This window comes from Pseudomonas cannabina, assembly GCF_900100365.1.
Classification (GTDB): Bacteria; Pseudomonadota; Gammaproteobacteria; order Pseudomonadales; family Pseudomonadaceae; genus Aquipseudomonas; species Aquipseudomonas cannabina.
The window spans coordinates 4,390,333-4,416,266 of the sequence record NZ_FNKU01000001.1 but is presented as its reverse complement, the minus strand read 5'-3'; the positions used below and the strand labels follow the sequence as shown (position 1 = coordinate 4,416,266).

Sequence of the window (25,934 nt, the reverse complement as noted above, 5' to 3'; positions counted from 1 at the left end):
ATAGCCTGATCACAATCCGTCCGTAAAAACACTAGGGGCACGTTATGTTCGGAAACAAGAGCAAGGCTGAACTGACCGCCATGAAGGCTGAGGTAGATGGACTCAAAGGATTGATGAACGCGCTGGAAAGGTCGATGGCTGTCGTTGAGATGGACGTCGATGGCAAGATCCTTCGCGCAAACGAGAACTTTCTGACGACGATGGGCTATCGGTCGGAAGAGCTTGCCAGCAAGACGCACCGTGATTTCTGCGAGCCCGAGATGGTCCGCAGCCGCGAGTACGCTGATCTTTGGGCGTCTCTGCGGGCCGGGAAATTTATCTCGGGGAAATTCAAACGCATCAACAAGAGCGGCAGCAATGTCTGGCTGGAGGCCAGTTACAACCCGGTGAGCGATGCGCAGGGCAAGGTCTTCAAGGTCGTCAAGTACGCGCTGGATGTGACCCGCCAGGTGATGCTCGAGAACGAGACAAACAGCAAGCTGGCCGCTGTCGATCGCGCCATGGCGATCTGTGAGTTCGATCCCGCTGGCAATGTGATCGCCGCCAATAGCAACTTCCTGAATGTCATGGGTTATGCGTTGACCGAAATCAAAGGCAAACACCACAGAACATTCTGCGAACCGTCGCTGGTCAACAGCCCGGAATACACTGACTTCTGGCGCAAACTGAACCATGGCGAGTTCGTCGGCGGGCAGTTCAAGCGCATTGGCAAGAATGGTCGGGTGGTGTGGCTGGAAGCGACGTATAACCCGGTATTCGATGTCGACGGCAAACTCTACAAAGTGGTGAAGTTCGCCAGCGACATTACTGCACGTGTAGAAAAGCAGGACGCGGACGCGCATGGCGCATCGCGGGCCTACCATATTTCGGCGGAAACCGAGAAAGTGGCCGAACAAGGAACTCTGGTCATTCAGGACACTGCGCGGGAGATGCGGCAGATTGCCGAAAACATTGGTGCCTCGGCGAAGCTGGTGAGTCAGCTGGGTGCTCGTTCCGAGCAGATCACCGCTATCGTCAACACCATTCGCGGCATCGCGGACCAGACCAACCTGTTGGCACTCAACGCAGCCATCGAAGCGGCCCGCGCGGGTGATCAGGGGCGCGGGTTTGCGGTAGTGGCCGATGAAGTCCGTCAGCTTGCGGGGCGCACCAGCGGCTCGACCACGGAAATCGCTGAAATGATCGGCAAGATCCTGGCGGAAACCCGCGATGCCGTCGCCAGCATGAGCGCCACTCAAGAAGGCGCCAATCGAGGTGTGATGCTGGCGGATCAGGCCGGTCAGGTGATCGTGCAGATTCGGGACGGTGCGAGCGATGCGGTAGAGGCGGTCAATATGTTCGCCAATCGCATGGACGAAGCAGAGGCGTTTGCCAAGCCAGGCAAACGCTGACGCGTTATGAAAATAATCAAACCTGCTTATGGCGGGTTTTTTATTGCCCGGGCAGCGCGCAATTTTCGGCCAGACCTTGGTTATTGCCTGCTTCTGCGCTTCAATAGCCGCCATTGCCTTACACCGCCCGCCAAAGGACCGCTCATGGCCTCGCCAGACAAGCAGCAGAAACGCGCCAAACGCGCGAAGATCAAAGCCAAGCAAAACCGCTCGGGCAAAGCCCCGACTCGACTGGTCCATCCCGTATTTGGCTCTGCGCTGGTCAATCAGCCGTTTGATGACATCGAACTCGACCTCAATACTTTCGACTTCAACGACATCGTCGAGAACGGCTTCGACCCGGCTGACTACGATGACCTGTTCGTCGCCATGAGAGCGGCCGAGGCGATCAGCCAGTTGGCGTTGTGCGTGGTCTTCCTGCAATACCCGGTGCTGGCCCTGGTGGTGTCGGAAGAGGAAGAAGACCCGGCCACGGACTTCATGATGGGCCTGCTTATCGTGTACCGCGCCATGTATCACGATGAGGACGAGGACACCGCCATCGAGTGGATCGAAAGCCCGGCCTTCCAGAAAGATTACACCCTGGCGTCGGATCTGTTGACGCAGAGAGACAGCAAGGCTGCGCACCAGGCCGATCGCCCCTACTAGAGGCGATCCTGAAGGTTGCGCAGGGTCATCCCGTGTTACAAGCCGCCCACATGAAACGCCTTCACTTCCAGGTACTCGTCCAGTCCGTAGCTTGAGCCTTCGCGGCCCAGGCCGGACTGCTTGATGCCGCCGAACGGGGCGATTTCCATCGAAATGATGCCGGTGTTGAGGCCGACCATGCCGAACTCCAGCGCTTCGCCGAAACGCCATGAGCGACGTAGGTCCTGGGTGAAATAATATGCGCCCAGGCCGTAAGGCGTAGCGTTGGCCAGCGCGAGCGCTTCGGCCTCGTCGGTGAAGCGCATCAGCGGAGCGACCGGGCCGAACGTTTCTTCGTTGGCCAATAGCATGCCTGCGTGAGTATCGCCCAGCACGGTTGGCTGCACGAACTGGCTTTCACCGTCGGGACGCTCGCCGTACAGCAACTTCGCCCCCTGATTCAGCGCATCGTCGATGTGCCGGGCAACCTTGCTGACCGCTGCCGGATTAATCAGCGGTCCAATCGTCACGCCGTCTTCCAGACCGTTGCCGACCTTGAGCTTGGCGACCTCTTCTACCAATCGCGCCGCGAAACGGTCGTAAATGCCGTTCTGCACCAGAATCCGGTTGGCGCACACGCAGGTTTGCCCTGCGTTACGGAATTTGCTGAGCATGATGCCCGCCACCGCCTGCTCCAGATCGGCGTCATCGAAGACGATAAACGGCGCGTTGCCACCCAGTTCCAGGCTCAGGCGCTTGATGTGTTCAGCGCTCTGGCGCATCAGCAGGCGGCCGACCGGTGTCGAGCCGGTGAAGGAAATCTTGCGCACCACCGGGTTGCCGGTCAGCTCTTCACCGATGCCGGTCGGCATGCCGGTGACCACGTTGAACACTCCGGCCGGAATGCCTACGCGCTCGGCCAGCACCGCCAGCGCCAGCGCGGACAGCGGCGTGAGGTCCGACGGTTTGACGATGATCGGGCAACCGGCAGCCAGCGCTGGGGCACATTTGCGGGTGATCATGGCATTGGGGAAGTTCCAAGGCGTGATCGCCGCGCAGACACCGACTGGCTGCTTGAGCGTCATCAGCCGGCGATCTGTGCTGGGCGTCGGGATGGTTTCGCCGTAGGAACGACGGGCCTCTTCAGCGAACCATTTGACGAAGCTCGCGCCGTAGTGAATCTCGCCACGCGACTCGTTCAGCGGCTTGCCTTGCTCAAGGGTCATGATCAGCGCAAGGTCTTCGACGTTGTCGAGCATCGCCTGATGCCAGCGTTCCAGCAGCGCCGCACGCTCGGCGGCAGGACGCGCGCGCCAGGCAGGCCAGGCCCGCTCAGCGGCTTCGATGGCACGCCGGGTTTCGACGCCTTGCAGGGCCGGAACCTGCGCGATCATCTCGCCGGTCGCCGGGTCAGTTATCGTCAGCGTTGCACCATCGTCAGCGCTGATCCATTGCCCATCGATGTAGGCGCGGTCCACCAGCAGGCTGGGGTCTTTCAACTGATTCTTGAGCATGGTCGAGTCCTGTTCCGGGATACCTGCCAGTCTAGGCAGGCGTCGCAGTCCAGGATGCTGAAAGCAGGATAACGGCAGCGTCCGATGCTGAAATTGAAGCCCGGACGGCAGCCTCTACTGCTTCAGCGAGCCCAGCAGACTTTGCAAAAAGCGCTCGCCCGCATCCATCTGACTTTCTTCGATGAACTCGTCCGGCTTGTGCGCCTGCTCGATGGAGCCCGGCCCGCACACCACCACCGGCACGTTGAGCCGCCCGGCGAACAGCCCGCCTTCGGTGCCATAGGAGACCTTGATGTGCTGCGTCCCCGGTTCAGCAAACGCGTGCAGCATGCGCACCGCCTCGACGCTTGGATGAGTCTCCAGCGCCGGGTATTCATTCATCACTTCGATGTCGATGGCGGCCACGCCGGACAGCTGCCGCGCTTCACGTACCAGCACCTCGGCACGTTCGCGCAGTTGTTCCAGCAGCACGTCGGGATTGTCTCCCGGCAGGTTGCGGTACTCGAATTCCAGGGTGCACAGATTAGGCACAATGTTCAGCGCCTTGCCGCCATCAATACGGCCGATGTGCACAGTGCTGTAGGGAATGTCGTAACCCTCGTCACGCACGCCCTGCCGCTCGATCTGTTTCTGGCTGTTGCGCAGTTCGGCGATGAAATCGCTGGCCAGATGAATCGCATTGACCGCCCGGGGCGCCAGCGAAGAATGCGCTTCCTGGCCCCGGCAGAAGGTGCGGTAGGACGCCTTACCTTTGTGCCCGACGGCAAACTGCATCAGAGTCGGTTCGCCGACCACGCACAGGAACGGGCGCACCGGCGCCAGATGCAGTACGTCCAGCAGCCGTCGCACGCCGACACAGCCGATTTCTTCATCGTGGGACAAGGCCAGTTGCAGCGGACGCAGCAGATTCATGTCCGCAGCATCGAGCATGGCGTCGATCGCCAGCGCGATAAACCCCTTCATGTCGCAGGTGCCACGACCATAGATGCGTCCGTCGCGCAGCGTCGCCTGAAACGGTGGCATCGTCCACGCCTGACCGGCAGCGGGCACCACGTCGGTGTGGCCGGAAAGCAACACGCCCGGCACGTCACGCGGGCCGGTGCTGGCGAACAGGTTGGCCTTCTTGCCGGTTTCGTCCTTGACGACCAGCGACTCGATGCCCTTGCTCGCCAACAGCTCGCGAACGTAGTCGATCAGTGCCATGTTCGGCTCGGACGACACCGTGTCGAAGGCGATCAGGCGCTTGAGGATTTCCAGTGCGCGGGGGCTCATGAGGCTTTGCTCGCTTGTTCGGTGAAGAGGTCGAAACGACGAATGTCGAACGGGCTGATCGATGTGCTGGTCGTGCCGGTGCTGATCAGTTCGGCCATCACGTCGCCCACGCCCGGGCCGAGCTGGAAGCCGTGACCGCAGAAGCCGAAGGCGTAGAACAGCCCGTCGACCTTGCCGCTGCGGCCCATCACCGGCAGCGAGTCCGGCGTGTAGCCTTCGATGCCGCTCCACACGCGGATGATGTTCAGGTTGCCGACGCCGGGCAACAGCCGACGCATCTGCTGCACCTGATTGATGATGCTGCGCGGCTCGACATAAGCGCGGCGATTGACCATGTCCGGCTTGCTGCGAAAGCCACCGCCGATGACGATGTTGCCGCGCGCGATCTGCCGGAAATAAATCACTTCGTGGGGGATCTTGGTAAACACGCCGATCACGGTCGGCAGCGCATAAGGCACTGGTTCGGTCACGGCCATCTGCGGACCGTGAGTATCCAGCGGCACCGGTTCGCCGAACTGCGCGGAGAGTTTCTGCCCCCACGCGCCTGCGGTGATCAGCAATTGCTCAGCCGTGAAGATTCGCCCGTCAGTGGCCGTGACCTCGAATTCGTTACCAACCTTTTCGACATGCGCCACCTCGGTTCGCTCTTCGATCCGCGCGCCGGCACGAATCGCAGCGCGGGCGAAAGCAGGCGCCGCCAGACGCGGATTGGCGTGACCATCGTGCGGCGCGTAGGAGCCGCCCTTCACGTCCGGCCCGAGAAACGGAAAACGCTCGCGCAGCGCTTTGCCGCGATAGATTTTCAAGTCCAGCTCATGTGCTTCTGGCGCAGCGGCGTAGGCTTCCAGTTCGGCAATTTCGTCTTCGCGATAGCAGACGCGCATGTGCCCGCTGGGCAGAAACTCTAGGTCTTCCCCAATCAGCTGCGGCAGCTTCTGCCACAGCGCTCTGGAACGGTTGGCCAGCTCCAGTTGCCCCAGGTGACGACCCTGACGCCGCACATTACCGAAGTTCACGCCGCTGGCGTACTGGCCGATCACGTCGCGCTCCAGCAGGGTCACTGACTGGCCACGCTGGCGCAGAAAGAACGCCGACGCCGAGCCCATGAAGCCGCCACCGACAATCAGCACATCGACTTTCGGTTGCTTCATGACACCACCTCGTCAACCAGCATCGACAACGGTTTGACCGGTGCCTGACCGCGCTGGCGGCCGACCTGTTCGACCGGCACACCGGCTTCGGCGGCGATCACCTCGGCGCCAGCCTGCGAACAATAACGGCCCTGGCAGCGGCCCATGCCGACGCGGCTGAACGCCTTGGCACGATTGACTTCGCATGCGCCTTTTTCACGTACCACGCCCCGCAACTCGCCTGCGCTGATCATTTCGCAACGGCAGACAATCGCTTCGTCAGGCAACGCTGCCGCTTGGGCGGCAGGCCATGGAAAGGCTTCGGCCAGACCGACGCGAAAGCGGTCCATGACCACCAGGTTCTTGCGCACTTCTTCGCGGCGTGAGTTATCCACAGGCCGGCCAAGGTCTTCCAGCAGCGCCATCGCTGCCAGCCGCCCCGCCTGCTCGGCCGCATCCGCGCCACGAATCTTCGCGCCGTCGCCAGCGGCATAAACGCCTTTGACCGAGGTGCGACCTTCTTCATCGACGGCCAGCACCCATTGCCCGGACGCGTCGTCGAAGCGCAGCTGGCAGCCGGCCAGATCAGCGAGCTGGGTTTCCGGGCGCAGGTGATAGCCCAGCGCCAAGGCATCGCAATCGACGTTCAGCGCATTGCCGTTGGCGAGTTTTACCCGCACGCCGGTCACGCCGTCCTGTTCGCTGCCCATGATCTCTTCGGGCTGCACGCCCAGATGCACCGGCACTTTGGCGCTGTACAACTGCGCCAGCAATTTCATGCCGTTGAACAGCAGACCGGGCCGGGCGAGCAACTTGGGCATCGCACCGACGCGCTTGCTGAACGGCGAAGTATCCAGCACGGCGGCCACGTCGGCACCGGCTTTGACGTACTGGCTGGCAACCAGATACAGCAGCGGCCCGCTGCCCATGAACACCACGCGGCTGCCGATGGACACCGATTGCGACTTGAGCGCAATCTGTGAACCGCCGAGGCTGTACGTGCCTGCCAGTTGCCAGCCCTTGATCGGCATCAAGCGGTCGGTGGCACCGGCGCACAGTATCAGCGCGTCATATTCGACCACGGTGTGCACGCCCTTGCTGGCGCAGCACAGCTCACCTTGCGTGAGGTTCCAGGCCAGCGTATCGGGGCGATAGTCGATCTGTTTGCGCAGGCGGTCGAAGCTCTCGTGCAGGTCTCGCGCCTTGGCTGCTTCGGTGCCGTACAGCGCCGAATAATCGCGCTTGAAGCCTTCCGGCTGGCGACGATAGATCTGCCCGCCGTCGCGGCGGTTTTCGTCGATCAGAATCGGCTTGATGCCCGCCGCCAGCAGGGTTTGCGCACAGCGCGTGCCGGCCGGACCAGCGCCAATGATGACGACTCGCGGGCTGGCAGGGTTCTGAACATCTAACCGTGAAGAAGTGGCCATTTCGCCTCCGGTTGGGTGGTGACGATATCGAGCCCGTCGCGGACTTCGTTGGAGCAGGCGCGCAGTCGTTCTCCGCTGCGGGTCCAGACCCAGCAGTCCTGACAGGCGCCCATCAGGCAAAACCCGGCACGCCGCCCCGAATCGAATTCAGACTGGCGCAACGTCGCTTTGCGGGTCAGCAGTGCCACCATCAGGGTGTCGCCCTGCAGGGCTTCGATGGACGCGCCATCGACCATCAGGCTCACGGCCGGACGATCACGCTCGCCCAGTCTCACAAAACGGCCGTTCATGCGTAGGCTCCCACGGTCTCAGGATTAAGATTTTCTTGTACGGCTTGCAGTTCGTCGCTGTCGCGATGGCAAAGGATTTCGCTGCCGCCTGCAATCCGGCGACGGCCGGGGGCGGTCTTGTTGCACAGGCCTTCGATGCGCGCAGGGCAGCGATTGAGAAAGGTGCACAGCTCCGGGTGATTGGACGGCGCGCTGATCGGCGACAGCTTGCCGCTGGTCACGCCACAGCTTTCCAGCCAGCCCTGACGCAACTCCGGCACCGAGTGCACCAGCAAGTCGGTGTACGGATGGAACGGCACGCGGCTGAAGGCGTCGCGGCTGCCCTCTTCGACCTTGTGCCCGCTGTACATCACCACGATGTCATCGCACAGGGCTCGCACGGTGGAAATGTCGTGGCTGATGAACAGGTAAGACACCCCCAGTTTGCGGCGCAGTTCACCGAGCAATTCAAGAATGCAGGCACCGACCACGGTGTCCAGCGCCGAGGTCACTTCATCGCAAAGGATCAGGTCCGGCTTGGCCGCCAGGGCGCGAGCCAGGTTGACGCGCTGTTTCTGGCCGCCGGACAGTTCGTTGGGGCGTCGCTCGGCGAGTTCGCGGGGCAGACGCACCAGATCCATCAGCTCGCCGATGCGCTCGTTCAACGCCTTGCCCTTGAGGCCGAAATACATTTTCAGCGGCCGGGCAAGAATCGCGCTGATGCTATGCATCGGGTTGAGCGCGGTGTCGGCGTTCTGGAACACCATCTGGATGCGCCGGAACTGCTCTTCGGTGCGCCCCGCCAGAGTGCCGGACAATTCGGCACCGTCGAAGGTCAGGCTGCCGAGCGCCGGGTCCAGCAAACCGGCAACCACGCGGGCCAGGGTCGATTTGCCCGAACCCGACTCACCGATGACGCCAATGGCCTGGCCTCGGCGAATGGTCAGGTCGATGTCTTCCAGCACGCGAATCATCGGCATGCCTTGCAGGTTCTTTTTGCCGTAGCCCGCGGTCAGGCCTTTGATGGTCAGCAGGGTGCTGTCCTTGGCCACGTCGCTGGCCGGTTTCAGCACCTTGTCCGGACGTGCCGCCGCCAGCAGGCTGCGACTGTAGGCTTGTTCAGGACCGCTGAGCAACGCTGCGGTGCTGCTGGTTTCGACAATCTGCCCGCCGTTGAGCACTACGATCTGGTCGGCCATCTGCGCTACGACGGCCAGGTCGTGAGAGACGTAAACCGCTGTCGCACCACGTTCGCGGACCACCCGTTTGAACGCGCGCAACACGTCGATTTGCGTGGTGACGTCCAGTGCAGTCGTCGGCTCGTCGAGGATCACCAGCAACGGATCGCTGATCAGCGCCATCGCTGCCATGACGCGCTGCAACTGACCGCCCGACACCTGATGCGGGTAACGCTGACCGATGCTGTCCGGGTTGGGCAGCGCCAGGTCGCGGAACAGTTCGACAGCCTTGGCTTCCAGCACTGCGCGGCTGCCAAGACCATGAATCAACGCACCTTCGATCACTTGATCGATGAGCTTTTTCGCCGGGTTGAACGCCGCTGCGGCGCTTTGTGCGATGTAGGAAACGCGATTGCCGCGCAGGCCTTGCAGCTGGCTTTCAGGCAGGCTGAGCATGTCGTGCTCGCCAACCTGAACCACGCCGCCCGCCAGTTTGCAGCCGCGCCGGGCATAACCCAGCAGCGCCAGGGCGATCGTAGTCTTGCCGGAGCCGGACTCACCGATCAACGCCAGCACTTCGCCTTTCTCCAACGCGAAGCTGACGCCTTTGACGATTTCCAGCTCACCGTGATCGCTCTCGGCGACCACGCGCAGGTCTTGCACTCTAATCAACTGGCTCATCTCAATGCCCTCCCGAACGGCGACCGCGCCGTGAGGCCAGTCGGTCGATGAACAGGTTGACGCCGATGGTCAGCGTGCCAATCGCCAGCGCCGGAATCACGATGGCTGGCGCGCCCTGGCTGAGGCCGCCGATGTTCTCGCGCACCAGCGACCCCAGGTCGGCATCAGGCGGCTGCACACCGAGCCCCAGAAAACTCATGCCGCTGAGCAGCAACACGATGAAACCAAAACGCAGGCCCAGGTCAGTCAGAACCGGGTTGAGCATGTTCGGCAGGATCTCCCGGCAAGCGATGTACACACGGCCCTCACCACGGGTGCGCGCCACTTGCACATATTCCAGCGCCTCGATGTTCACCGCCAGGCTGCGCGCGATACGGAACGCCCCCGGCGTGTAACTGAGCACCGCCGTGCAGATTAGCAGCACTTCGGACGAGCCGAACGCCGACACCATGATCAGCGCCAGCATCTTGCTCGGGATCGAGATGAATGCGTCCATCAGGCGGCTGATGATTTCGTCCAGCCATTTGGGCGCAACCACCGACAGCAATGCGCACAACGTGCCGATGCCGCTGGCCAGCACGGCAGAGATCAATGCCAGGCCGACCGTGAAACGCGCGCCGATCAACACCCGGCTGAGCATGTCGCGGCCCAGGTAATCGGTACCGAACGGATAGGCCGCGCTCATGTTTTCAAACATGTTGTCGGAGACCACTTCGCCCACCGGATGCGGCGCGAGCCAGGGGCCGAACAGCGCGACCATCAGCCAGATGAAGCACACCGTCGCGCCCAGCAGGCCTAGCCACGAAGTCGGGCGGACCGTTTTTTTGCGCGGCACGGCTTCTGGCGCAACAGGCGTCGATTTCGCAATGAATTCAGTCATTGGGTTCTCAGCCTCGGGTTGGAAAGAATTGCACACAGGTCGGCCATCAGCACCAGACCCAGGTAAGCGGCGCAGAACAGCATGGTGCAGCCCTGAACCAACGCCATGTCACGGTTGGTCACGGCATCGACCATCAGGCTGGCGATGCCGGGATAGTTGAAGATGGTTTCCACGATCACCACCCCGCCCAGCAGATACGAAAGGCTCAGCGCCACAGCGTTGGCAATCGGCCCGATGGCGTTGGGCAAGGCGTGACGCAATACGATACGCACCGGGCTGACGCCCTTGAGCCTGGCCATTTCCACGTAAGGGCTGTCCAGTTGATCGATGACTGCAGCGCGGGTCATGCGCGCCATCTGCGCCACGATCACACTGCACAGGGTCATGACCGGCAAGGCGTAGGTGCGCATGAACTGCCAGGGCGAGCTGACGTCACCACCATACGACAAGGCCGACAGCCAGCCCAGGTTGACGGCGAAAATCAGCACGGCCAGCGTTGCCACCAGAAATTCGGGCACCGCCACCAACGTCAGCGTAATGAAATTCAGAGCGCCATCGATGCGGCCACCCCGGCCCATCGCAGCGCCGATACCAAGCGCCAGCGCCACCGGAACCGACACCAGCGCAGTGGTTGCCGCCAGCATCAGGGTTTTGGGAAAGCGCCCGGCAATCAGCTCGGAAACCGGCATCGCATTGGACACCGACTCGCCGAAGTCACCCCCCAGCAGGTTGCTCAACCAATGCAGATAACGCACCACACCCGGCTGATCCAGGCCCAGTTTTGTACGCAATGCCGCGACCTGTTCAGGCGTCGCGAATTGCCCAAGAGCCTGTTGCGCGGCGTCTCCTGGCAGCACCGCCGTAATGGCGAAGACCACGATGGAAACGTCACGATCGCCGCGCCGAAGCGCTGCACGATCAACCAGAGTGTGTTGCTATTCATCTGCATCCTCCCGCTCGGTTCAGCGTTGCATTTACGCGTCCAGCCAGACCTGCTCGCTGAACATGTAACCCATGAAGCCGCCCAGCGGGTTGCTGGAATAGCCCTGGATACGCTTGTCCACGCCATCGATGTTGCTGATGAATACCGGAATGCCGATGCCGCAGTTCTGGCTGACCAGGGTCTGCATGTCGCCATACATTTTGGCGCGCTTGTCGTCGTCGGTTTCGCCACGGGCCAGCAGCAGTAACTGGTCGAACTGGTCATTCTTCCAGCCCGACTCGTTCCACGGCGCAGTGGACTGGAAGAACTGCGAGAAGATCACGTCAGCGTTCGGGCGCGGGTTGATGTTGCCGAAGCTCAGCGGATGCTTCATCCAGTGGTTGGACCAGTAGCCATCGCTTGGCAGCCGGTTGACGTTGAGGGTCAGGCCAGCCTGTTTGGCCGACTGTTGCAGCAGCACGGCGATGTCCACCGAACCGGTCGCAGCAGGCGATGCTGCCACCGCCATGGTGATCTTTTCCATGCCGGCTTTCTTGAGCAGGAACTTGGCCTTCTCGGGATCGTAGGCACGTTGCGGCAGGTCTGCGTTGAAGTAGCGCGAGCCTGGCGAGATCGGGTGGTCGTTGCCGACACGGGCATAGCCACGGAACACTGCGGATTTGACCTGTTCACGGTCCAGCAGGTACTTCATGGCCTCGGTGAACTCAGGACTTTTGCCGGGCATCTGGTCCTGACGAATGATCAGGTCGGTGTAGTTGCCGGACGGCGCGTCCACCACGCGGTGCTTGGCGCTGGCAGCGATGCGCGTGGTCGAGCGCGGGTTGACCTCGTTGATCATGTGCACATCGCCGGAGAGCAGCGCGTTGACCCGCGATGGCTCATCGGAAATGGCGATGAATTCGATCTCGTCCAGATACGGCAGGCCCGGCTTCCAGTAGTTGGGGTTACGCGCGCTGACCGAACGCACGCCCGGGTTGAATTCCTTGACGGTGAATGGGCCGGTGCCGATGCCTTTGCTGAAATCAGTGGTGCCTTCGGGCAGGATCAGCAGGTGCGAAACTGCGAGGATCGACGGCAGCTCGGCGTTCGGCGAGCTGAGGGTGATCTGCACTTCCATCGGGCCGGTGGCCTTGATCTCGGAGAACTGCGCCATCAGCGGCAGGACTTTCGAACCGGTGGCCGGGTCTTTGTGGCGCGACAGGGAGAACACCACATCGCCTGCGGTCAGCGCTTTGCCGTTGTGGAAGGTCACGCCCTGACGCAGGGTCACGGTCCAGACGGTGGCGTTGTCGCTTTCGATCTTCTCGGCCAGCTCCATGTGCGGAACCAGATGGCTGTCGAAGCGGGTCAGGCCGTTGTAGAACATGAAATGGCGAACGTAGTCGGTGGACAGCGCACCTTTGGCCGGGTCAAGCGTATCAGCCGTGGAACTGGACATGCCCGCCACCCGAATGCGGCCGCCCGGCTTGCCTTTGACCGGTGCATCGGCGTCGTCGGCAAAGACCTTGCCCGCTGCACCGAACAGGCTACTTGAGCCAGCCGCGACCACACCTGCAACGCCCAGCATACGCAGTGCGTCACGACGCGACAGACCGCGATTGAGACCCTCGAACACTCGCAGGCTGTCTTCGCCTGTGATCAGCGGGGAATCGGTTTTCTTGTCAGCCATATCAGTTCTACCTGTCGAAAAGGGGAAATTCCGAGTTGCTCACGGGGGCCGGAGCATCCTTCATGCGCACACGACGACGGTTAAACAAAAACTCAGTGGCGACTGTCCTGATAGCGGTAGTAAGCGCCGACCAGAGGCAGAAACCAGGGCTTGCCAAAATGGCCGGGGATGGCTGGCCAGCTCAGGTCTTTCCAGGGATTGGCTTGCGCCTTGCCTTCCATGACCTCGGCCATCTCCTGGCCCATGTGCACTGACATCTGCACGCCGTGGCCGCTGTAGCCCATCGAGTAGAAGACTCCGCCGTGCTCGCCTGCACGCGGCAAACGGTCGGAGGTCATGTCCACCAGACCACCCCAGCAGTAGTCGACCTTGACGTGGGCCAGTTGCGGAAACATCTGCACCATCGCTGCTTGCAGCACCTTGCCGCTCTTGGCGTCGGAGCTGCTGTTGGACATCGCAAAGCGCGCCCGACCGCCGAACAGCAGGCGATTGTCCGGAGTGAGCCGGAAATAGTTGCCGATCAAACGGCTGGTCACGTAAGCGCGCTGGTTAGGGAACAGCTGGTTGATCAGCGCCTGCGGCAACACTTCGGTGACGATCACAAAACTGCCGACCGGCACGATGCGGCGGCGATACCAGCCCAGGCCGCCATGCTGACAGGCACCCGTGGCAAGCAGCACTTGTCCGGCCTGAATGGACCCCTTCGAGGTGTTGACCACAAAGCCGCCGCGGTTGGCTTTCCAGTCCTTGACGGTAGCGTCCTGATACACCCGCGCGCCATGCCGCACCGCCGCGTCCGCCAGCCCCAGACCGAAACGCCCGACGTGGATCTGCACGCCATTGCGTTGCAACAGGCCACCGTGGAACTCGTCGGAATCGATTTCAGCGCGAACGTCCTGAGCCGACAGCAGCTCGACGTCGGCATCGACTTCACGACGAATCAGCTCGCAGGTGCGCGCCAGCCCTTCGTAATGCCCTGGCTTGGCCGCCAGTTTGAGCTTGCCGTTACGCTTGATATCGCAGGCGATGCTTTCCTGCTCAATCACAGTAACGACGCTCTGCACCGCACTTTCGTAAGCCTTGTAATACTCGCGAGCCTGATCGGCACCCAGGCTGGCGCTCAGCGACGCATAGTCCTGCGCGACACCGGTGTTGCACTGTCCGCCATTACGGCCAGAGGCTTCGCCGATCACCCGGCCTGATTCCAGAACCACCACGCTGGCACCTTTCAAGGCCAATGCACGCGCTGCCGCAAGACCGGTAAAACCGCCACCGACCACCACCACGTCAGCCTGCCCCTCCACCGCGCCATCCTGCGCGCCGGTAAAGTCTGGAGCCGTATCGAGCCAGTAGGACTCACTGCGCATCTTGTTCCCCTTGTCACTCATGGAAGAGCCCCCTGAAAAATGCCGATGTTGCCGTTGGCGCTTATCCGGTCAGAGGCCGACCAGCCCGGCCAGACCACCGATGTCCGGGATCTGGTGGTACTCGTAGAAGCTGTTGGCTGGTTGTTCGTGACCGCGTGCCACGAATGCCTTGTTCCTGATTTTCATGTCATGCGCCGAGAACAGGTCGTAACGGAAGCTGGAAGAGACATGCAAGATGTCTTCCGGGCCGCAACCCAGGTTGTCGAGCATGAACTCGAAAGCAGCCAGGCGCGGCTTGTAGACCTTGGCCTGATCGGCAGTGAATACCTTGTGGAACGGCGCGCCGAGCTTTTCGACGTTGGACATGATCTGGCTGTCGCTGGCGTTGGAGAAAATCACCAGAGGGATCTTGTCGGCGATTTTCGACAGGCCGGCCGGTACATCGGCATGCGGGCCCCAGGTCGGCACCGCGTCGTAATACAGTTGGCCTTCTTCGCGGTATTCAACGTTCCAGCGCTTGCAGGTGCGGGCCAGTGCCACTTTCAGGATTTCGTCATAAGGCATCCAGTCGCCCATGACCTGATCCAGGCGATAGGCCGAGAAGTCTTTGACGAACTGGTCCATCTGTTCAGCCGGAACGCGGTCGGCAAAAATCTCGCGCGTCATGGTGCCCATATGAAAGTTGGTCAAGGTGCCGTAGCAGTCGAACGTAATGAATTTTGGTCGAAGAAAGCTCATTGTGTGCGGTCCTGAAAGTTCGTTGAGGGCATGGCATGACGCACAATCCGGCTTCGTCTGAAGGGCGGTGATGCACGCTGCAGCACACCCTCATTACAACACCGTGAAATCAGCATATGGCGTTAAAAGTGATGGCTGCTTGATAGAAAGCACCGTTTTGAGGTGTGCGCTCAGCAGACTTTGCGGGGCGCTCCAGCCTTGGGCAAACCCCGGTTTTTGGCGCTTTTTTGACCCTTTTCAGGGCGCTCAGGCTCAAACACGGGGCTTTACGCCGCAGAAACTGCGCCGCACAGTTGACCGGCGAGTGGGCAAATACAGCAGCTATATAAAGAGCTTGATCCGGATAAAAAACCACAAGCATTTGCTGCCGGGCCTCCGACCGTTTTAAGCAGTAACTGTGGTCTGAAGAACTGCGGTTTGTGGAATCTGCCGAATGCTCGCCGGCCTCTTGTCAGCGTTCTCGGCAGGTGGGATACAGAGCGTCTGCCGCACCGTTATTTGCCTGTGCATCCTTCTGGACGGAGACACGTCATGCTCGCTCAGCAACGCCTCGACTTTGAATACCGCCCCATGACCGCAGCCGATGTCGGCAATGCTCATGAGCTGTCCATTGCCCTGAAGTGGCCGCACCGACTTGAAGACTGGGCCATGCTGCAACGTGTCGCTCAGGGCTTCGTTGCGGTACACAACGGCCGCTTGGTCGGCAGTGCGTTTGCCTGCCATCAGGGTGAGTTCTCCACCATCGGCCTGGTGATCGTCAGCGATGACTATCAAGGCAAGGGCATTGGCCGCAAGCTGATGGAGCTGGCCATAAGCAGTGTTCCGCCACGCACAGCCGTGCTCAATGCCACCCTGGCAGGCGCGCCGCTGTACGAGAAACTGGGTTTTGTCAGTTTTGGCGAGGTCCAGCAGCGCCAGGGTCAGGCGCAACCGCCTGGTGTGACAGCATTGAAGGCAGAGGAAAACTGCCGGGCGCTGACCGAAGCCGACCACGCTCGCGTACTGGAACTGGCCAACGCTGGCTCGGGCATGGACCGCTCGGTCACGTTGGGTGACGTGCTGAAGGATCTCGAACACGCGGTGGGCATCGAGCATAACGGCCAGTTACAGGCCTTCGCCCTGCTGCGCCCTTTCGGCCGCGGCCTGTGCATCGGCCCGGTGGTTGCCCAGACCGTCGAGCAAGCCCGGCACATGATCGAACAACTGCTGGCAAAAGTGCCTTACGCCTTTGTCCGCATCGACATCCCGACCGATTGCGGCCTGGCCGACTGGCTGGAAGAAGCCGGCCTCAAGCGCGTCGACAGCGTGACCTGCATGAGCATGGGCGCAGTCCCGCAACCCAGCCAGGGCGTGCGCCAGTTTGCGCTGATCACCCAGGCGATCGGTTGAGTGTGCACAAAGATCCGCACACGTCGTCATACGCACCTCTGTTTTTGATTCTGGCCGAAGGCCGTGGGAGCGAACTTGTTCGCGAAAGGGCCAGTATCTCGCTGGAAAAGCAGTGCCGATTCACCTTCTTCGCGAGCAAGCTCGCTCCCACAAGAGTTGCGTAAAACGCTGAGCGCTCTGCGTGGGAACGATCACCAACTCTCAATTCAGGAGCCAAACCCAATGCCCCAACCAACCGCCCTAATCCTCGCCCGAGCCGACCTCGGCCCGGTAGACACCGAATTCACCACCGGCCCGCTTGACGCTCACGACCCGTTCGATGAAGGCCGTCGCACAGCATTCATCGATGATCAGGGCATTGCTGCAGGCCTGGTTCATTTCGGCACGTCGCTGTCAGTAGACGCCTATCCCTACACCGAAATGCTGGTCATGCATCGGGGTAGCGTCACCCTGACCTCCGGCACCGACAGCGTCACTGTCAGCAACGGCGAAAGCGCGGTGATCGGTCGCGGCACTCAAGTGCGCATCGACGCGCAACCAGACAGCCTCTGGGCGTTCTGCGCATCCACCCAAGCCAGCGGGCCAGACAAAGCCGGTATCGTCCCGCTCGACCGCCTCGCCATGCTCACACCGTCCTCACCGCCAGACCCGAGCATCATGATCAGCGCGCTGCCGCAGTGCCGCAGCAACAGCCTGTTCGAAGACACGGCCAGCACCCTGCGCATCGGCGTCTGGGACTCCACGCCCTACGAACGCATCTCGCGCCCGCACAAGATCCATGAACTGATGAACCTGATCGAAGGCAGCGTAGAACTGAGCCTGGAAAACGGCCCGAGCCTGACCGTGAACACAGGCGATACCGTATTCGTCGCCCAAGGCGCACCGTGCAAATGGACCAGCACGGCGTATGTACGCAAGTTTTATGCGGTGACGTGAGACACAGGGTGGCGCCCTTCAGCTCTGTGGGGCGCTCTAACCTGCACACTTATAACTTCTGCCAGCGCAGTTAATCCAACTCGACACTAAAAGACAAGAACAATAATATTCATTAGGGAAGGTCTGAAAAAGCCTTTTCTTCAAAAGTCGAAGCCAGTAAATACAGGCGCTCCAGCCCGGTTCCTCTCCAAAAAAATGGGCTTTTTCAGAGGATACTTAGCTGATTTGCAAAGAATCAGAAACTTCCTACTTTTCTTCCCCGCCCATCGTGCTAAAACATCACCACGGATTGCGGAAAATCACTATTTTCTTGCTACCCGCCCAATGGAACGGCCCGTATTTCAGCGCAGGGCTCTCCTCGGAACATCATCTGCATCAACAATATTGTAAGTGACCGGCGCACGCATTCTGCGCACTGACACATCACAGACTTTGATCTGAACGACAGGTCGCGGCCGCGAATAAATTTTCGCCAAGCACCGCCTCGCACCTGACTTATTTAAACAACTAAAACTCAATGAATTGACTCAGGAACTACCCACTATGAAAACCCATAAAATCTTACTGACTTCGATTGTTCTTGCCACACTGTGCACCGCCGTTACTGTGCACGCAGGCCCACCGGTGACTGTGACATTTAAAAATCTGGGGACGGAGGTGGCGGAGTATAAAGTCGTCACTCGCAACGAAATATCGACTCAGCGTAATACCAGAACGACTATTGCACCAAAAGTCCAACCTGGGGATTCAGATAGTTACTCCATGCAAAGCACTCTATCACCGGATACAAACTACGCCAGTGTTCGCTACGTCATGGGCTCCAAGGTTTGCGTATTCTCGACCACATTCATAAAGCTTCACGGTGCGGGTGGTGTCAAGGTGCCAAAGTGGAACCGGACCGCAAACTCTGAAGGTGGCGCTGTCTGCACGGCGACGTCTCGTGCCACCAATCTTTCCACTTATGCGTGGGCTGCTGAATTCACAATGAAATAAGCGCCGGAGCGTGCGTGTCGCATTTTGACACGCACGTTTTTCAACGGAAAGCTAAAGCTGACTCTGGTTTGGCCGATACAGGAAGTGAATATAAAGCCATGGATTGGCTTCAGCAGCGAGGACGCAGCATGCTTGATACAACATCCGTCGCCCACCTCACCCATAACACCACAAGAACGACTGTCGGGAAAAGCACCTCCGTCAAGAATATAAGTTACAGCCTAAAAGAGCTCACTTCTGAGCCAGCCATTGACGGCGCCACCTTCTCGAAACTGTCCAGTCAATTGAGCAATAGTGCCGCACGCGCCCAGACTCGCGACAGCAGTCTTGACTTCAAAAGCTTAGGCTCTCTGGCAAAAAGCATCAGTGACAAAATTGCAGGCAACAGTTATTACTCGAATAGAAAACTGCACGATGCAGAGATACCAGATACGGACGACCCTGAACTGCTCGAAAGGGCCAGGCAAGCGACTTCGTTCAAGAACGGGTCAGGAGCAAATCCGTTCGCGGGGTTATCTCAAGATCAACTGAGGCTGATCATTTACGATGAAGATAGCGACTCCACAATTAACGAAAGAAGTGCTGCGTACTCCGAAAACTACGCTCAAGAGCAAGTATGGAAAAGGGCCATCTGCCAAAGATATGTCGACGAATACAACGAAACCGGCAAAAGCACTCAAACACTGGTGATGCTTCTCGCTCACTACGATCAACTGCCGCCCATAGAGAAAGCCCAGTACCCTGCGAACTACGCCGCCAACATTACATCGGGAGACGGCGCCGCCATGGATATCTTCACTCACCTGAAAAGCCAGTCGGATCTACGGGAGGCCTGAGTGCCCGATAAGCAGAACGGCAGTGACGCATACGAGGCCTTGAGTGTCGACGAGGAGGACGCAATTGCCCGTTCTCCCCGAAGCCAGTCAAGAAATGCTCGGACGCGCCAACGCAATCGATTCATGATGCTGGTGGTCATCGGGCTATGCAGCTACGGGCTGCTCCATTACATCCATGTGCCGAAAACAGTTGATTTCAGCCCCGCGTCAACACCAGCCGTCGTCGTCACCAACGCTCCTGTTATTGCTCCACCGCCCATGATCGAAACACCAAGTCGCCCCCTGACGCTGCCCGAGTGCTTGGGCGCAGATAATCTAATCGACGAAGCAGTCATTGCCTGTCGATTCGGGAACAGCCAAAAGGCGGTTAACCGCTCAAACGCACAGGGCATGGTGTCTGCGCGCTACATGAGCCAGTACAAAGCGCAACGGCAGATTCCGCAGCCAAAGCTCGCCGCCGCGCAATTCGTCGAGTCGGCCATCGTGTTGCAGTGGGACAGGACGCGCACTTATCGCGCCGAGTGGGTCGTTACAGACAATCAGATTGACGACACCAGCGTATGCCGCAACTGGCGTGGGGGCTCGATCGAGCACCGAGAATGCCGCAAGGGCGCCAAGGTGTACTTCAAAGAGCAGTGCAAGCGTCTCGCGGAGTCAGCCAGCCGGCAACGCTATTGCAGTGCCGCGAGCGGGTTCAGTCCGTTGGGTTGAGCAGCCACCCACCTCCCGGTCATCACCCACCACAGAAACAAGTCGCCCAGACAAGCAAACGCCCCGATGAGTCGGGGCGTTTGCCTGAGCATTTCCGGGGCCGCACGTCGGTGCGGCCACGAAGATGTTTAATTACAACTTCGGACCCGCAGCCTTGATGGCGTCGCTCACGTCGAACTTCTTGAAGTTCTCCACGAACAGGCCAGCCAGTGCCTTGGCGGCTTCGTCGTAGGCAGCTTTGTCAGCCCAGGTGTTGCGCGGGTTGAGCAGGCCGGTGTCTACGCCCGGAACCACTTTAGGTACGTCGAGGTTGATGATGTCGAGGTGCTCGGTTTCTGCACCGATCAAAGCGCCGCTCTGGATCGCTGCAATCACGCCACGGGTGGTCGGGATGTTGAAGCGCTTGCCGACGCCGTAGCCACCGCCGGTCCAGCCGGTGTTGACCAGATAGACCTTGGATTTGAAACCGCGGATGCGCTTGATCAGCAGGTTTGCATATTCGCCAGCCGGACGCGGGAAGAACGGTGCGCCGAAGCAAGTGGAGAAGGTGGACTTGATGCCCGACCCCGAACCCATTTCGGTCGAACCGACCAGCGCGGTGTAGCCGGACAGGAAGTGATAAGCCGCCTGCTCTTCGCTGAGAATCGACACTGGCGGCAGCACGCCGGTCAGATCGCAGGTCAGGAAGATCACAGCATTTGGCTCGCCACCGAGATTTTTCGGTGCGCGTTTTTCGATCAGCTCGCGCGGGTAGGCCGCACGGCTGTTCTGGGTCAGGCTGCTGTCGGCGTAATCGGCTTTCCCGGTGACCGGGTCGAGTACGACGTTTTCCAGTACAGCACCATGCTGGATGGCTTTCCAGATGACCGGCTCGTTCTGCTCGGACAGGTCGATGCACTTGGCATAGCAACCGCCTTCGATGTTGAACACCACGCCTTCACCCCAGCCGTGCTCGTCGTCACCGATCAGGTAACGGCTTTCGTCAGCGGACAGCGTGGTTTTACCCGTGCCGGACAAGCCGAAGAACAGCGTCACATCGCCCTCTTCGCCCATGTTGGCTGCGCAGTGCATCGGCAGCACGTCAGCGGCTGGCAGCAGGAAGTTCTGCACCGAGAACATGGCTTTCTTCATTTCGCCGGCGTAACGCATGCCTGCGATCAGCACTTTGCGAGCGGCGAAGTTGATGATGACGGTGCCATCGGAGTTGGTGCCATCACGCTCGGGATCACAGACGAACCAAGGCGCGTTCTGGATTTCCCACTCGTCCTTGCCAGCCGGGTTGTACTGTTCAGGGTTGATGAACAGGCAGCGGCCGAACAGGTTGTGCCACGCCGTTTCGGTGGTCATCTTGACCGGCAGGTAGTGCGCCGGGTCCGAACCTACATGAACGTGGGAAACGAAGCGCTCGCGCTCGGCCAGGTAAGCGCCTACGCGGTTCCACAAGGCGTCGAACTTTTCGGCCGGGAACTTGCGGTTGATCGGACCCCAAGCGATTGCGTCCTGAGTGCTCGGCTCTTCGACAATGAAGCGATCAGCAGGCGAACGGCCAGTACGATGGCCTGTTTCCACAACCAGTGCGCCAGTATCGGACAGTACGCCTTCTTTGCGGGTAAGGGCTTCCTTGACCAGTTCGTCGGTGCTCAGATCGGTGTACACAGCGTTGTTGGTTTGCGTCATGAGGTTCCCCGTCGGCCGCTGGCCGAGTGCTTCAAACGGTTTTGTAGTAAAAAAACAACCACTACTACAGCGTAAAAGTGGGCCGGATTATGCCAGAAATGCCCGGAAATGGTAGGACCCTCCTGTCAGAACAGCGTTACAGGGACCCACACCGTATTCTGAGGCTCTTTACGCTTTGATTAATGGCGCGTGTCAGACGGAGAATCGACGCCGCCGCCAGCAAACAGCTGCGCAACGTCAGTGGCATCGAACAGATAGCGCTCGTTGCAGAACTGGCAGTCGATTTCAATCGAGCCGTTGTGCTCGATCACCAGTTGCTGCGCGTCCTCCAGCCCGAGGCTGACCAACGCATTGGCGGATCGCTCGCGAGAGCAACTGCACCGGAAGCAGATCGGCTGAATATCGAACAGGCGAACCGGGTCTTCGTGATACAGGCGATGCAGAATGGTCGGGTTGTCCAGGCTGAGCATTTCTTCGGCCGTCAGGGTGCTGGCCAGGGTAATGACATGCTCCCAGTTGGCATCGCGCTCTTCAGGGTCGGTGATCTCGGCAGCGGGCAGCTGTTGCAGCAACAGGCCGCGAGCACGATGGCCGTCGGCCTTGAGCCAGAAACGCGTGCCCAGCTGCTCGGACATCACAAAATAATTGGAAAGGCTTTCCGACAGGTCGACGCCATCCAGCGCGACGATGCCCTGATAGCGCTTGCCCTGGCGCGGGTCGACGGTCAAAGCCAGCGAGCCGTCCGGCATCAGGTCCTGCAGGCCTGCGCCAGGGGTGATAAGCGCTTCGTCGTAGCGGGCAATGCCACGTAGCTCACGCTCGCTGGAGCACTCGACCATCAACAGCGGAACAGCGCCGCTGGAGCGGGCCTGCAAGATCAGCAAACCGTCGAACTTGAGTGTGCCGACCAGCAGCGCCGCAGCCGCCATCAGTTCGCCAAGCAATTGCGCGACCGGCTCCGGGTAAGCATGTTTGGCGAGCACTTCAGCGTAGCTGCGCTCGAGCGCGACCAGCTCTCCACGAACGTCGCTTTCGTCGAAAATGAAACGCTGGGTGAAATCGATGTCGGGGAAATCATGCATAGGAAGAGGGTATCTGAGGTAATGACAATGGATGGCCATCAGCAGCAAGCGCCGTTCGGCACCTGAAAACGCTGTGCACCATACGCGTTGACCAGCATTTTAGGAGCTATCCGGCGCGCTTCCAAGCTGGATGACTTTCCGGGCCGATCACCGGGCGTGCTATCCACCCTGTTTCAGTCACTGTGCTGGCTGCCCCGAAAATCAAAAAGCTGCCGGCGCTGCTTCTTGGTCGGCTTTCCATCGGTGGTGACGCCGAGGTTGCCAGCCTTGCGTTGCGCGGCGGCGTTTTCCCGTTTCGCGAGGCTTTCCGGGGTCTCGCGATACAGCGTCTGCGCTTCCGGCGCACCACGGCGAACCACCGATAGTGCTTCCACGACCACCGTGCGCTCATCGAAGCCCATACGAATCTGGAACTCGTCACCAAGGCGGGGCTCCTTGCCGGGCTTGCAACGTTCGCCACGACAGTGCACCTTGCCGCTTTCAATGGCCGCTTTGGCCAGCGCACGCGTTTTGAAGAAGCGCGCCGCCCACAACCATTTATCCAGACGAACCTTGTCGTCGTCTTCCAGCTTTTGCGCCATGTGAATTCCTCATCAGTGTGGCAGTCTGAACGTTATCAGGCTGATCGGGAACAGCGGCCGCACCGTTCGGCGGACCGGCAGATCTCTCACGAACATGTAGTAACCGATCATTGCTTGTCAAAATCAGCCATTCATCATTTTATTGCCCCGACCTCACATGGAGTGCGACGTGACAGAATTTCCAACTTCGTTAACCTCCCCCGGAAAAAGGTGTGAGGGATGCACGGGCAGCCCCGAACTGGGTTTCTCGTTCGATTACGCTTACCAGCCGATTGTCGATCTGCGGGATCAGACGACGTTCGCTCATGAAGCACTGGTGCGTGGCCCCAGCGGGGAAAGTGCCTATTCGGTATTGAGTCAGGTCACCGACCAGAACCGCTATCGGTTTGACCAGATGTGTCGCACCACCGCCATTGCCGGTGCGGCAAAGCTGGGCATGACCGAGCGTTTATCGATCAATTTTCTGCCCAATGCCGTGTATCGTCCCGAGTTGTGCATCCGCAGCACGCTGGAAGCGGCCAAAAAACACGATTTCCCTATCGACAGGTTGATTTTCGAGACCATCGAAAGCGAACATGTGTGCAGCAATGGCCATTTGAGCAACATCCTGCGTGAGTATCGAGAGTTCGGCTTCATGACGGCGATCGATGACTTCGGCGCCGGGTATTCAGGCCTGACGCTGCTCGCCGATTTTCAACCCGATCTGATCAAACTCGACATGAACCTGATCCGTGATGTTCATCGTAATCGCGTGCGTCAGGCGATTGTTCGCGGGGTTGTCACAATGTGTTCGGACTTGGGGATTAAAGTCATCGCAGAAGGCATCGAGCACGTCGAAGAGCGGGACTTTCTCATCGATTGCGGCATTTTCCTGATGCAGGGTTATTTTTTCGCCAAACCTGCATTCAAAGCCTTGGCCCAGGTCGCCCCTGAGGCGTTGAAGAAGTCTTGAGACGTACGGAATTGCATTGAAGACATTTGATCACCTGACAGTTATCGGCCTGCGCGAGTGGGTGGCGCTTCCCGACCTTGGAGTCGCAGGCCTGCGCGCAAAAATCGACACCGGCGCGAGCACCTCAAGCCTGCACGCTACCGAGATCGAACCTTTCGAGCGCGACGGGCAGAAATGGGTGCGGTTCAATGCGCATCTGGGCACGGTGGTTCAGTTGCGCCACCGTCGTTGCGAGGCGCAACTGGTTGCCATGAAGACCATTAAAAGCTCCAACGGCCATGCGCAGGTGCGCTACGTGATTCGTACCACGCTGGCGTTGGGTGATCGCATATGGCCAGTGGAATTCACACTGGCCTGCCGCAGATCGATGCGCTATCGACTGCTGCTGGGTTCCAAAGCCCTGATTGACGGCCATCTGGTGGTTAATCCGGGCATTACATACGTACAAGACAAGCCGGTGTTCCCGGCCTCTACTTCCTCAGGTGTTGCATGAAGATCGCTGTGCTTTCGCGTAATCCGCGTCTGTATTCCACCCGTCGTCTGGTCGAAGCTGGTATCGAGCGTGGCCATGAGATGGTGGTGATCGACACCCTGCGCGCCTATATGAACATCGCCAGCCACAAGCCGCAGATCCACTATCGCGGCAAACCGCTGGAAGGCTTCGATGCGGTCATTCCGCGTATCGGGGCTTCGGTGACTTTCTATGGCTGTGCGGTGTTGCGTCAGTTTGAAATGATGGGCGTGTTTCCGCTCAATGAATCGGTGGCGATTGCCCGCTCGCGCGACAAGCTGCGCTCGCTGCAATTGCTTTCACGTCGTGGCATCGGCTTGCCGGTGACCGGGTTCGCTCACTCCCCGGATGACATTCCTGACCTGATCCAGATGGTCAACGGCGCGCCGCTGGTCATCAAGGTGCTGGAAGGCACTCAGGGCATCGGTGTGGTGCTGTGCGAAACCGCCACCGCCGCCGAATCGGTGATCGAAGCGTTCATGGGCCTCAAGCAGGACATCATGGTGCAGGAATACATCAAGGAAGCTGGCGGGGCCGACATTCGCTGCTTCGTGGTCGGTGACAAGGTCATCGCTTCGATGAAGCGTCAGGCCAAACCGGGTGAGTTCCGCTCCAACCTGCACCGCGGCGGCAGCGCCAGCCTGATCAAGATCACGCCGGAGGAGCGCATGACGGCATTGCGCGCAGCCAAAGTGATGGGGTTGAGTGTGGCGGGTGTGGATATCCTGCGCTCCAATCACGGCCCGCTGGTGATGGAAGTCAACTCGTCACCCGGTCTTGAAGGCATTGAAGTGACGACCAGCAAGGACGTCGCCGGGATGATCATCGAATACCTGGAAAAAAACAGCGGCCCGCACATGACGCGCACCAAAGGCAAAGGGTAAAACCGATTCAAGTACCCAGGCCAACTACCTGCGTCATTACGCACCGGCCTGGGCACTTAATACCGTATATCTGGAAATTAACTTAAGTAATCGATTCAGCACGGCCACATCCCTTCACGTTCCCCGCATCTCTCAACCAGGCCATAGGCGACGTTTTAGCCACCTTTGCGCCGAATCACCGTTTTATATCCTCGACACAAATCAACACATTTCAGCGCTCTCATATGCCGATTACGCATAAGGTAGTCATTTACGGCATTAGACGAATGCGCACGCCATGGGAATAGTTGCGACTT

23 protein-coding genes and 2 pseudogenes are annotated in these 25,934 nt (G+C 59.8%); 11 read left to right on the top strand and 14 right to left on the bottom strand.

Going from position 1 to position 25,934, the window contains the following annotated elements; translation table 11 throughout:
• Positions 1–44: 44 nt before the first annotated feature.
• The 3 genes and pseudogenes from BLT55_RS34860 to BLT55_RS20940 all read left to right on the top strand — a co-directional run.
• Positions 45–815: pseudogene (locus BLT55_RS34860) on the top strand (PAS domain-containing protein); the annotation flags it as partial.
• Between the two features lie 69 nt (positions 816–884).
• Positions 885–1,391 (top strand): methyl-accepting chemotaxis protein, encoded by a 507-nt coding sequence (locus BLT55_RS34855; protein ID WP_375233496.1) that lies wholly within the window; start codon positions 885–887, stop codon positions 1,389–1,391.
• A gap of 144 nt (positions 1,392–1,535) precedes the next feature.
• A complete protein-coding gene (locus tag BLT55_RS20940) occupies positions 1,536–2,039 on the top strand; it encodes a hypothetical protein (RefSeq protein WP_054087768.1) in 504 nt (167 codons plus the stop codon).
• Between the two features lie 35 nt (positions 2,040–2,074).
• Here the strand turns inward: BLT55_RS20940 and BLT55_RS20935 are convergent, their stop codons facing one another.
• The 11 genes and pseudogenes from BLT55_RS20935 to BLT55_RS20885 form a co-directional block, all read right to left on the bottom strand.
• Positions 2,075–3,532, bottom strand: coding sequence for an NAD-dependent succinate-semialdehyde dehydrogenase (locus BLT55_RS20935; protein WP_055000044.1), 1,458 nt, complete (start codon positions 3,530–3,532; stop codon positions 2,075–2,077).
• Between the two features lie 114 nt (positions 3,533–3,646).
• The gene (gene argE, locus BLT55_RS20930; protein WP_007253198.1) at positions 3,647–4,804 is read right to left on the bottom strand and encodes an acetylornithine deacetylase; all 1,158 of its coding nucleotides are present in this window, start codon (positions 4,802–4,804) and stop codon (positions 3,647–3,649) included.
• The gene (locus BLT55_RS20925; protein WP_055000043.1) at positions 4,801–5,955 is read right to left on the bottom strand and encodes an NAD(P)/FAD-dependent oxidoreductase; all 1,155 of its coding nucleotides are present in this window, start codon (positions 5,953–5,955) and stop codon (positions 4,801–4,803) included. The genes argE and BLT55_RS20925 overlap by 4 nt, the downstream gene beginning before the upstream one ends.
• Positions 5,952–7,361: an FAD/NAD(P)-dependent oxidoreductase gene (locus BLT55_RS20920; protein ID WP_055000042.1), complete on the bottom strand. Its 1,410-nt coding sequence runs from the start codon at positions 7,359–7,361 to the stop codon at positions 5,952–5,954. The genes BLT55_RS20925 and BLT55_RS20920 overlap by 4 nt, the downstream gene beginning before the upstream one ends.
• Complete coding sequence (locus tag BLT55_RS20915) at positions 7,340–7,651, bottom strand: (2Fe-2S)-binding protein (RefSeq protein ID WP_055000041.1); 312 nt, start codon at positions 7,649–7,651, stop codon at positions 7,340–7,342. Before BLT55_RS20915 ends, BLT55_RS20920 begins: the two co-directional genes overlap by 22 nt.
• Positions 7,648–9,489, bottom strand: a complete 1,842-nt coding sequence (locus tag BLT55_RS20910; RefSeq protein ID WP_055000040.1) for an ABC transporter ATP-binding protein — start codon at positions 9,487–9,489, stop codon at positions 7,648–7,650. The genes BLT55_RS20915 and BLT55_RS20910 overlap by 4 nt, the downstream gene beginning before the upstream one ends.
• 1 nt (position 9,490) lies before the next feature.
• The gene (locus BLT55_RS20905) at positions 9,491–10,369 is read right to left on the bottom strand and encodes an ABC transporter permease (protein ID WP_055000039.1); all 879 of its coding nucleotides are present in this window, start codon (positions 10,367–10,369) and stop codon (positions 9,491–9,493) included.
• A pseudogene (locus BLT55_RS20900) lies at positions 10,366–11,312 on the bottom strand (ABC transporter permease). Before BLT55_RS20900 ends, BLT55_RS20905 begins: the two are co-directional and overlap by 4 nt.
• Before the next feature lie 31 nt (positions 11,313–11,343).
• Positions 11,344–12,981 carry an ABC transporter substrate-binding protein gene (locus tag BLT55_RS20895; RefSeq protein WP_055000038.1) on the bottom strand — a complete coding sequence of 546 codons (1,638 nt, stop codon included), beginning with the start codon at positions 12,979–12,981 and terminating at the stop codon, positions 11,344–11,346.
• Positions 12,982–13,073: 92 nt separating this feature from the next.
• Entirely contained in the window at positions 13,074–14,348 is a 1,275-nt protein-coding gene (locus BLT55_RS20890; RefSeq protein ID WP_055000070.1) for an NAD(P)/FAD-dependent oxidoreductase, read from the bottom strand.
• 69 nt (positions 14,349–14,417) lie between these two features.
• Positions 14,418–15,086 (bottom strand): haloacid dehalogenase type II, encoded by a 669-nt coding sequence (locus tag BLT55_RS20885; RefSeq protein ID WP_007253189.1) that lies wholly within the window; start codon positions 15,084–15,086, stop codon positions 14,418–14,420.
• Positions 15,087–15,617: 531 nt separating this feature from the next.
• On the opposite strand from BLT55_RS20885, the gene BLT55_RS20875 reads away from it, so the two are divergent.
• From BLT55_RS20875 to BLT55_RS20855, 5 genes are all read left to right on the top strand, one after another.
• Entirely contained in the window at positions 15,618–16,475 is an 858-nt protein-coding gene (locus BLT55_RS20875; protein WP_055000037.1) for a GNAT family N-acetyltransferase, read from the top strand.
• Between the two features lie 222 nt (positions 16,476–16,697).
• Entirely contained in the window at positions 16,698–17,411 is a 714-nt protein-coding gene (locus BLT55_RS20870; RefSeq protein WP_055000036.1) for a cupin domain-containing protein, read from the top strand.
• Positions 17,412–17,954: 543 nt separating this feature from the next.
• Positions 17,955–18,404 (top strand): cupredoxin domain-containing protein, encoded by a 450-nt coding sequence (locus tag BLT55_RS20865; RefSeq protein WP_054999739.1) that lies wholly within the window; start codon positions 17,955–17,957, stop codon positions 18,402–18,404.
• Positions 18,405–18,532: 128 nt separating this feature from the next.
• On the top strand, positions 18,533–19,240 hold the full coding sequence (locus BLT55_RS20860) for a hypothetical protein (protein ID WP_054999751.1): 708 nt from the start codon (positions 18,533–18,535) through the stop codon (positions 19,238–19,240).
• A 123-nt stretch (positions 19,241–19,363) separates the two neighbouring features.
• Complete coding sequence (locus tag BLT55_RS20855) at positions 19,364–19,951, top strand: hypothetical protein (protein WP_054999752.1); 588 nt, start codon at positions 19,364–19,366, stop codon at positions 19,949–19,951.
• A 132-nt stretch (positions 19,952–20,083) separates the two neighbouring features.
• Here BLT55_RS20855 and BLT55_RS20850 read toward each other — a convergent pair whose 3' ends face one another.
• The 3 genes from BLT55_RS20850 to BLT55_RS20840 form a co-directional block, all read right to left on the bottom strand.
• On the bottom strand, positions 20,084–21,628 hold the full coding sequence (locus tag BLT55_RS20850) for a phosphoenolpyruvate carboxykinase (RefSeq protein ID WP_054999740.1): 1,545 nt from the start codon (positions 21,626–21,628) through the stop codon (positions 20,084–20,086).
• A gap of 179 nt (positions 21,629–21,807) precedes the next feature.
• Entirely contained in the window at positions 21,808–22,710 is a 903-nt protein-coding gene (gene hslO, locus BLT55_RS20845) for an Hsp33 family molecular chaperone HslO (RefSeq protein ID WP_007253184.1), read from the bottom strand.
• Positions 22,711–22,883: 173 nt separating this feature from the next.
• Complete coding sequence (locus BLT55_RS20840; protein ID WP_007253183.1) at positions 22,884–23,291, bottom strand: RNA-binding S4 domain-containing protein; 408 nt, start codon at positions 23,289–23,291, stop codon at positions 22,884–22,886.
• A 169-nt stretch (positions 23,292–23,460) separates the two neighbouring features.
• On the opposite strand from BLT55_RS20840, the gene rimA reads away from it, so the two are divergent.
• Genes rimA through rimK form a run of 3 tightly spaced genes read left to right on the top strand, consistent with a single transcriptional unit; the run spans position 23,461 to position 25,638 of the window.
• A complete protein-coding gene (rimA, locus tag BLT55_RS20835; protein ID WP_007253182.1) occupies positions 23,461–24,243 on the top strand; it encodes a S6 modification regulatory phosphodiesterase RimA in 783 nt (260 codons plus the stop codon).
• A 16-nt stretch (positions 24,244–24,259) separates the two neighbouring features.
• On the top strand, positions 24,260–24,736 hold the full coding sequence (gene rimB, locus BLT55_RS20830; RefSeq protein WP_007253181.1) for a retropepsin-like aspartic endopeptidase RimB: 477 nt from the start codon (positions 24,260–24,262) through the stop codon (positions 24,734–24,736).
• Positions 24,733–25,638 carry a 30S ribosomal protein S6--L-glutamate ligase gene (gene rimK, locus BLT55_RS20825; protein ID WP_003318100.1) on the top strand — a complete coding sequence of 302 codons (906 nt, stop codon included), beginning with the start codon at positions 24,733–24,735 and terminating at the stop codon, positions 25,636–25,638. The genes rimB and rimK overlap by 4 nt, the downstream gene beginning before the upstream one ends.
• The last annotated feature ends 296 nt before the right edge of the window (positions 25,639–25,934 follow it).

Coding starts and splice junctions, on each gene's coding strand:
- BLT55_RS20940 (WP_054087768.1), top strand. CDS start 1,536: ATGGCCTCGCCAGACAAGCAGCAGAAACGCGCCAAACGCGCGAAGATC.
- BLT55_RS20935 (WP_055000044.1), bottom strand. CDS start 3,532: ATGCTCAAGAATCAGTTGAAAGACCCCAGCCTGCTGGTGGACCGCGCC.
- argE (WP_007253198.1), bottom strand. CDS start 4,804: ATGAGCCCCCGCGCACTGGAAATCCTCAAGCGCCTGATCGCCTTCGAC.
- BLT55_RS20925 (WP_055000043.1), bottom strand. CDS start 5,955: ATGAAGCAACCGAAAGTCGATGTGCTGATTGTCGGTGGCGGCTTCATG.
- BLT55_RS20920 (WP_055000042.1), bottom strand. CDS start 7,361: ATGGCCACTTCTTCACGGTTAGATGTTCAGAACCCTGCCAGCCCGCGA.
- BLT55_RS20915 (WP_055000041.1), bottom strand. CDS start 7,651: ATGAACGGCCGTTTTGTGAGACTGGGCGAGCGTGATCGTCCGGCCGTG.
- BLT55_RS20910 (WP_055000040.1), bottom strand. CDS start 9,489: ATGAGCCAGTTGATTAGAGTGCAAGACCTGCGCGTGGTCGCCGAGAGC.
- BLT55_RS20905 (WP_055000039.1), bottom strand. CDS start 10,369: ATGACTGAATTCATTGCGAAATCGACGCCTGTTGCGCCAGAAGCCGTG.
- BLT55_RS20895 (WP_055000038.1), bottom strand. CDS start 12,981: ATGGCTGACAAGAAAACCGATTCCCCGCTGATCACAGGCGAAGACAGC.
- BLT55_RS20890 (WP_055000070.1), bottom strand. CDS start 14,348: ATGCGCAGTGAGTCCTACTGGCTCGATACGGCTCCAGACTTTACCGGC.
- BLT55_RS20885 (WP_007253189.1), bottom strand. CDS start 15,086: ATGAGCTTTCTTCGACCAAAATTCATTACGTTCGACTGCTACGGCACC.
- BLT55_RS20875 (WP_055000037.1), top strand. CDS start 15,618: ATGCTCGCTCAGCAACGCCTCGACTTTGAATACCGCCCCATGACCGCA.
- BLT55_RS20870 (WP_055000036.1), top strand. CDS start 16,698: ATGCCCCAACCAACCGCCCTAATCCTCGCCCGAGCCGACCTCGGCCCG.
- BLT55_RS20865 (WP_054999739.1), top strand. CDS start 17,955: ATGAAAACCCATAAAATCTTACTGACTTCGATTGTTCTTGCCACACTG.
- BLT55_RS20860 (WP_054999751.1), top strand. CDS start 18,533: ATGCTTGATACAACATCCGTCGCCCACCTCACCCATAACACCACAAGA.
- BLT55_RS20855 (WP_054999752.1), top strand. CDS start 19,364: ATGATGCTGGTGGTCATCGGGCTATGCAGCTACGGGCTGCTCCATTAC.
- BLT55_RS20850 (WP_054999740.1), bottom strand. CDS start 21,628: ATGACGCAAACCAACAACGCTGTGTACACCGATCTGAGCACCGACGAA.
- hslO (WP_007253184.1), bottom strand. CDS start 22,710: ATGCATGATTTCCCCGACATCGATTTCACCCAGCGTTTCATTTTCGAC.
- BLT55_RS20840 (WP_007253183.1), bottom strand. CDS start 23,291: ATGGCGCAAAAGCTGGAAGACGACGACAAGGTTCGTCTGGATAAATGG.
- rimK (WP_003318100.1), top strand. CDS start 24,733: ATGAAGATCGCTGTGCTTTCGCGTAATCCGCGTCTGTATTCCACCCGT.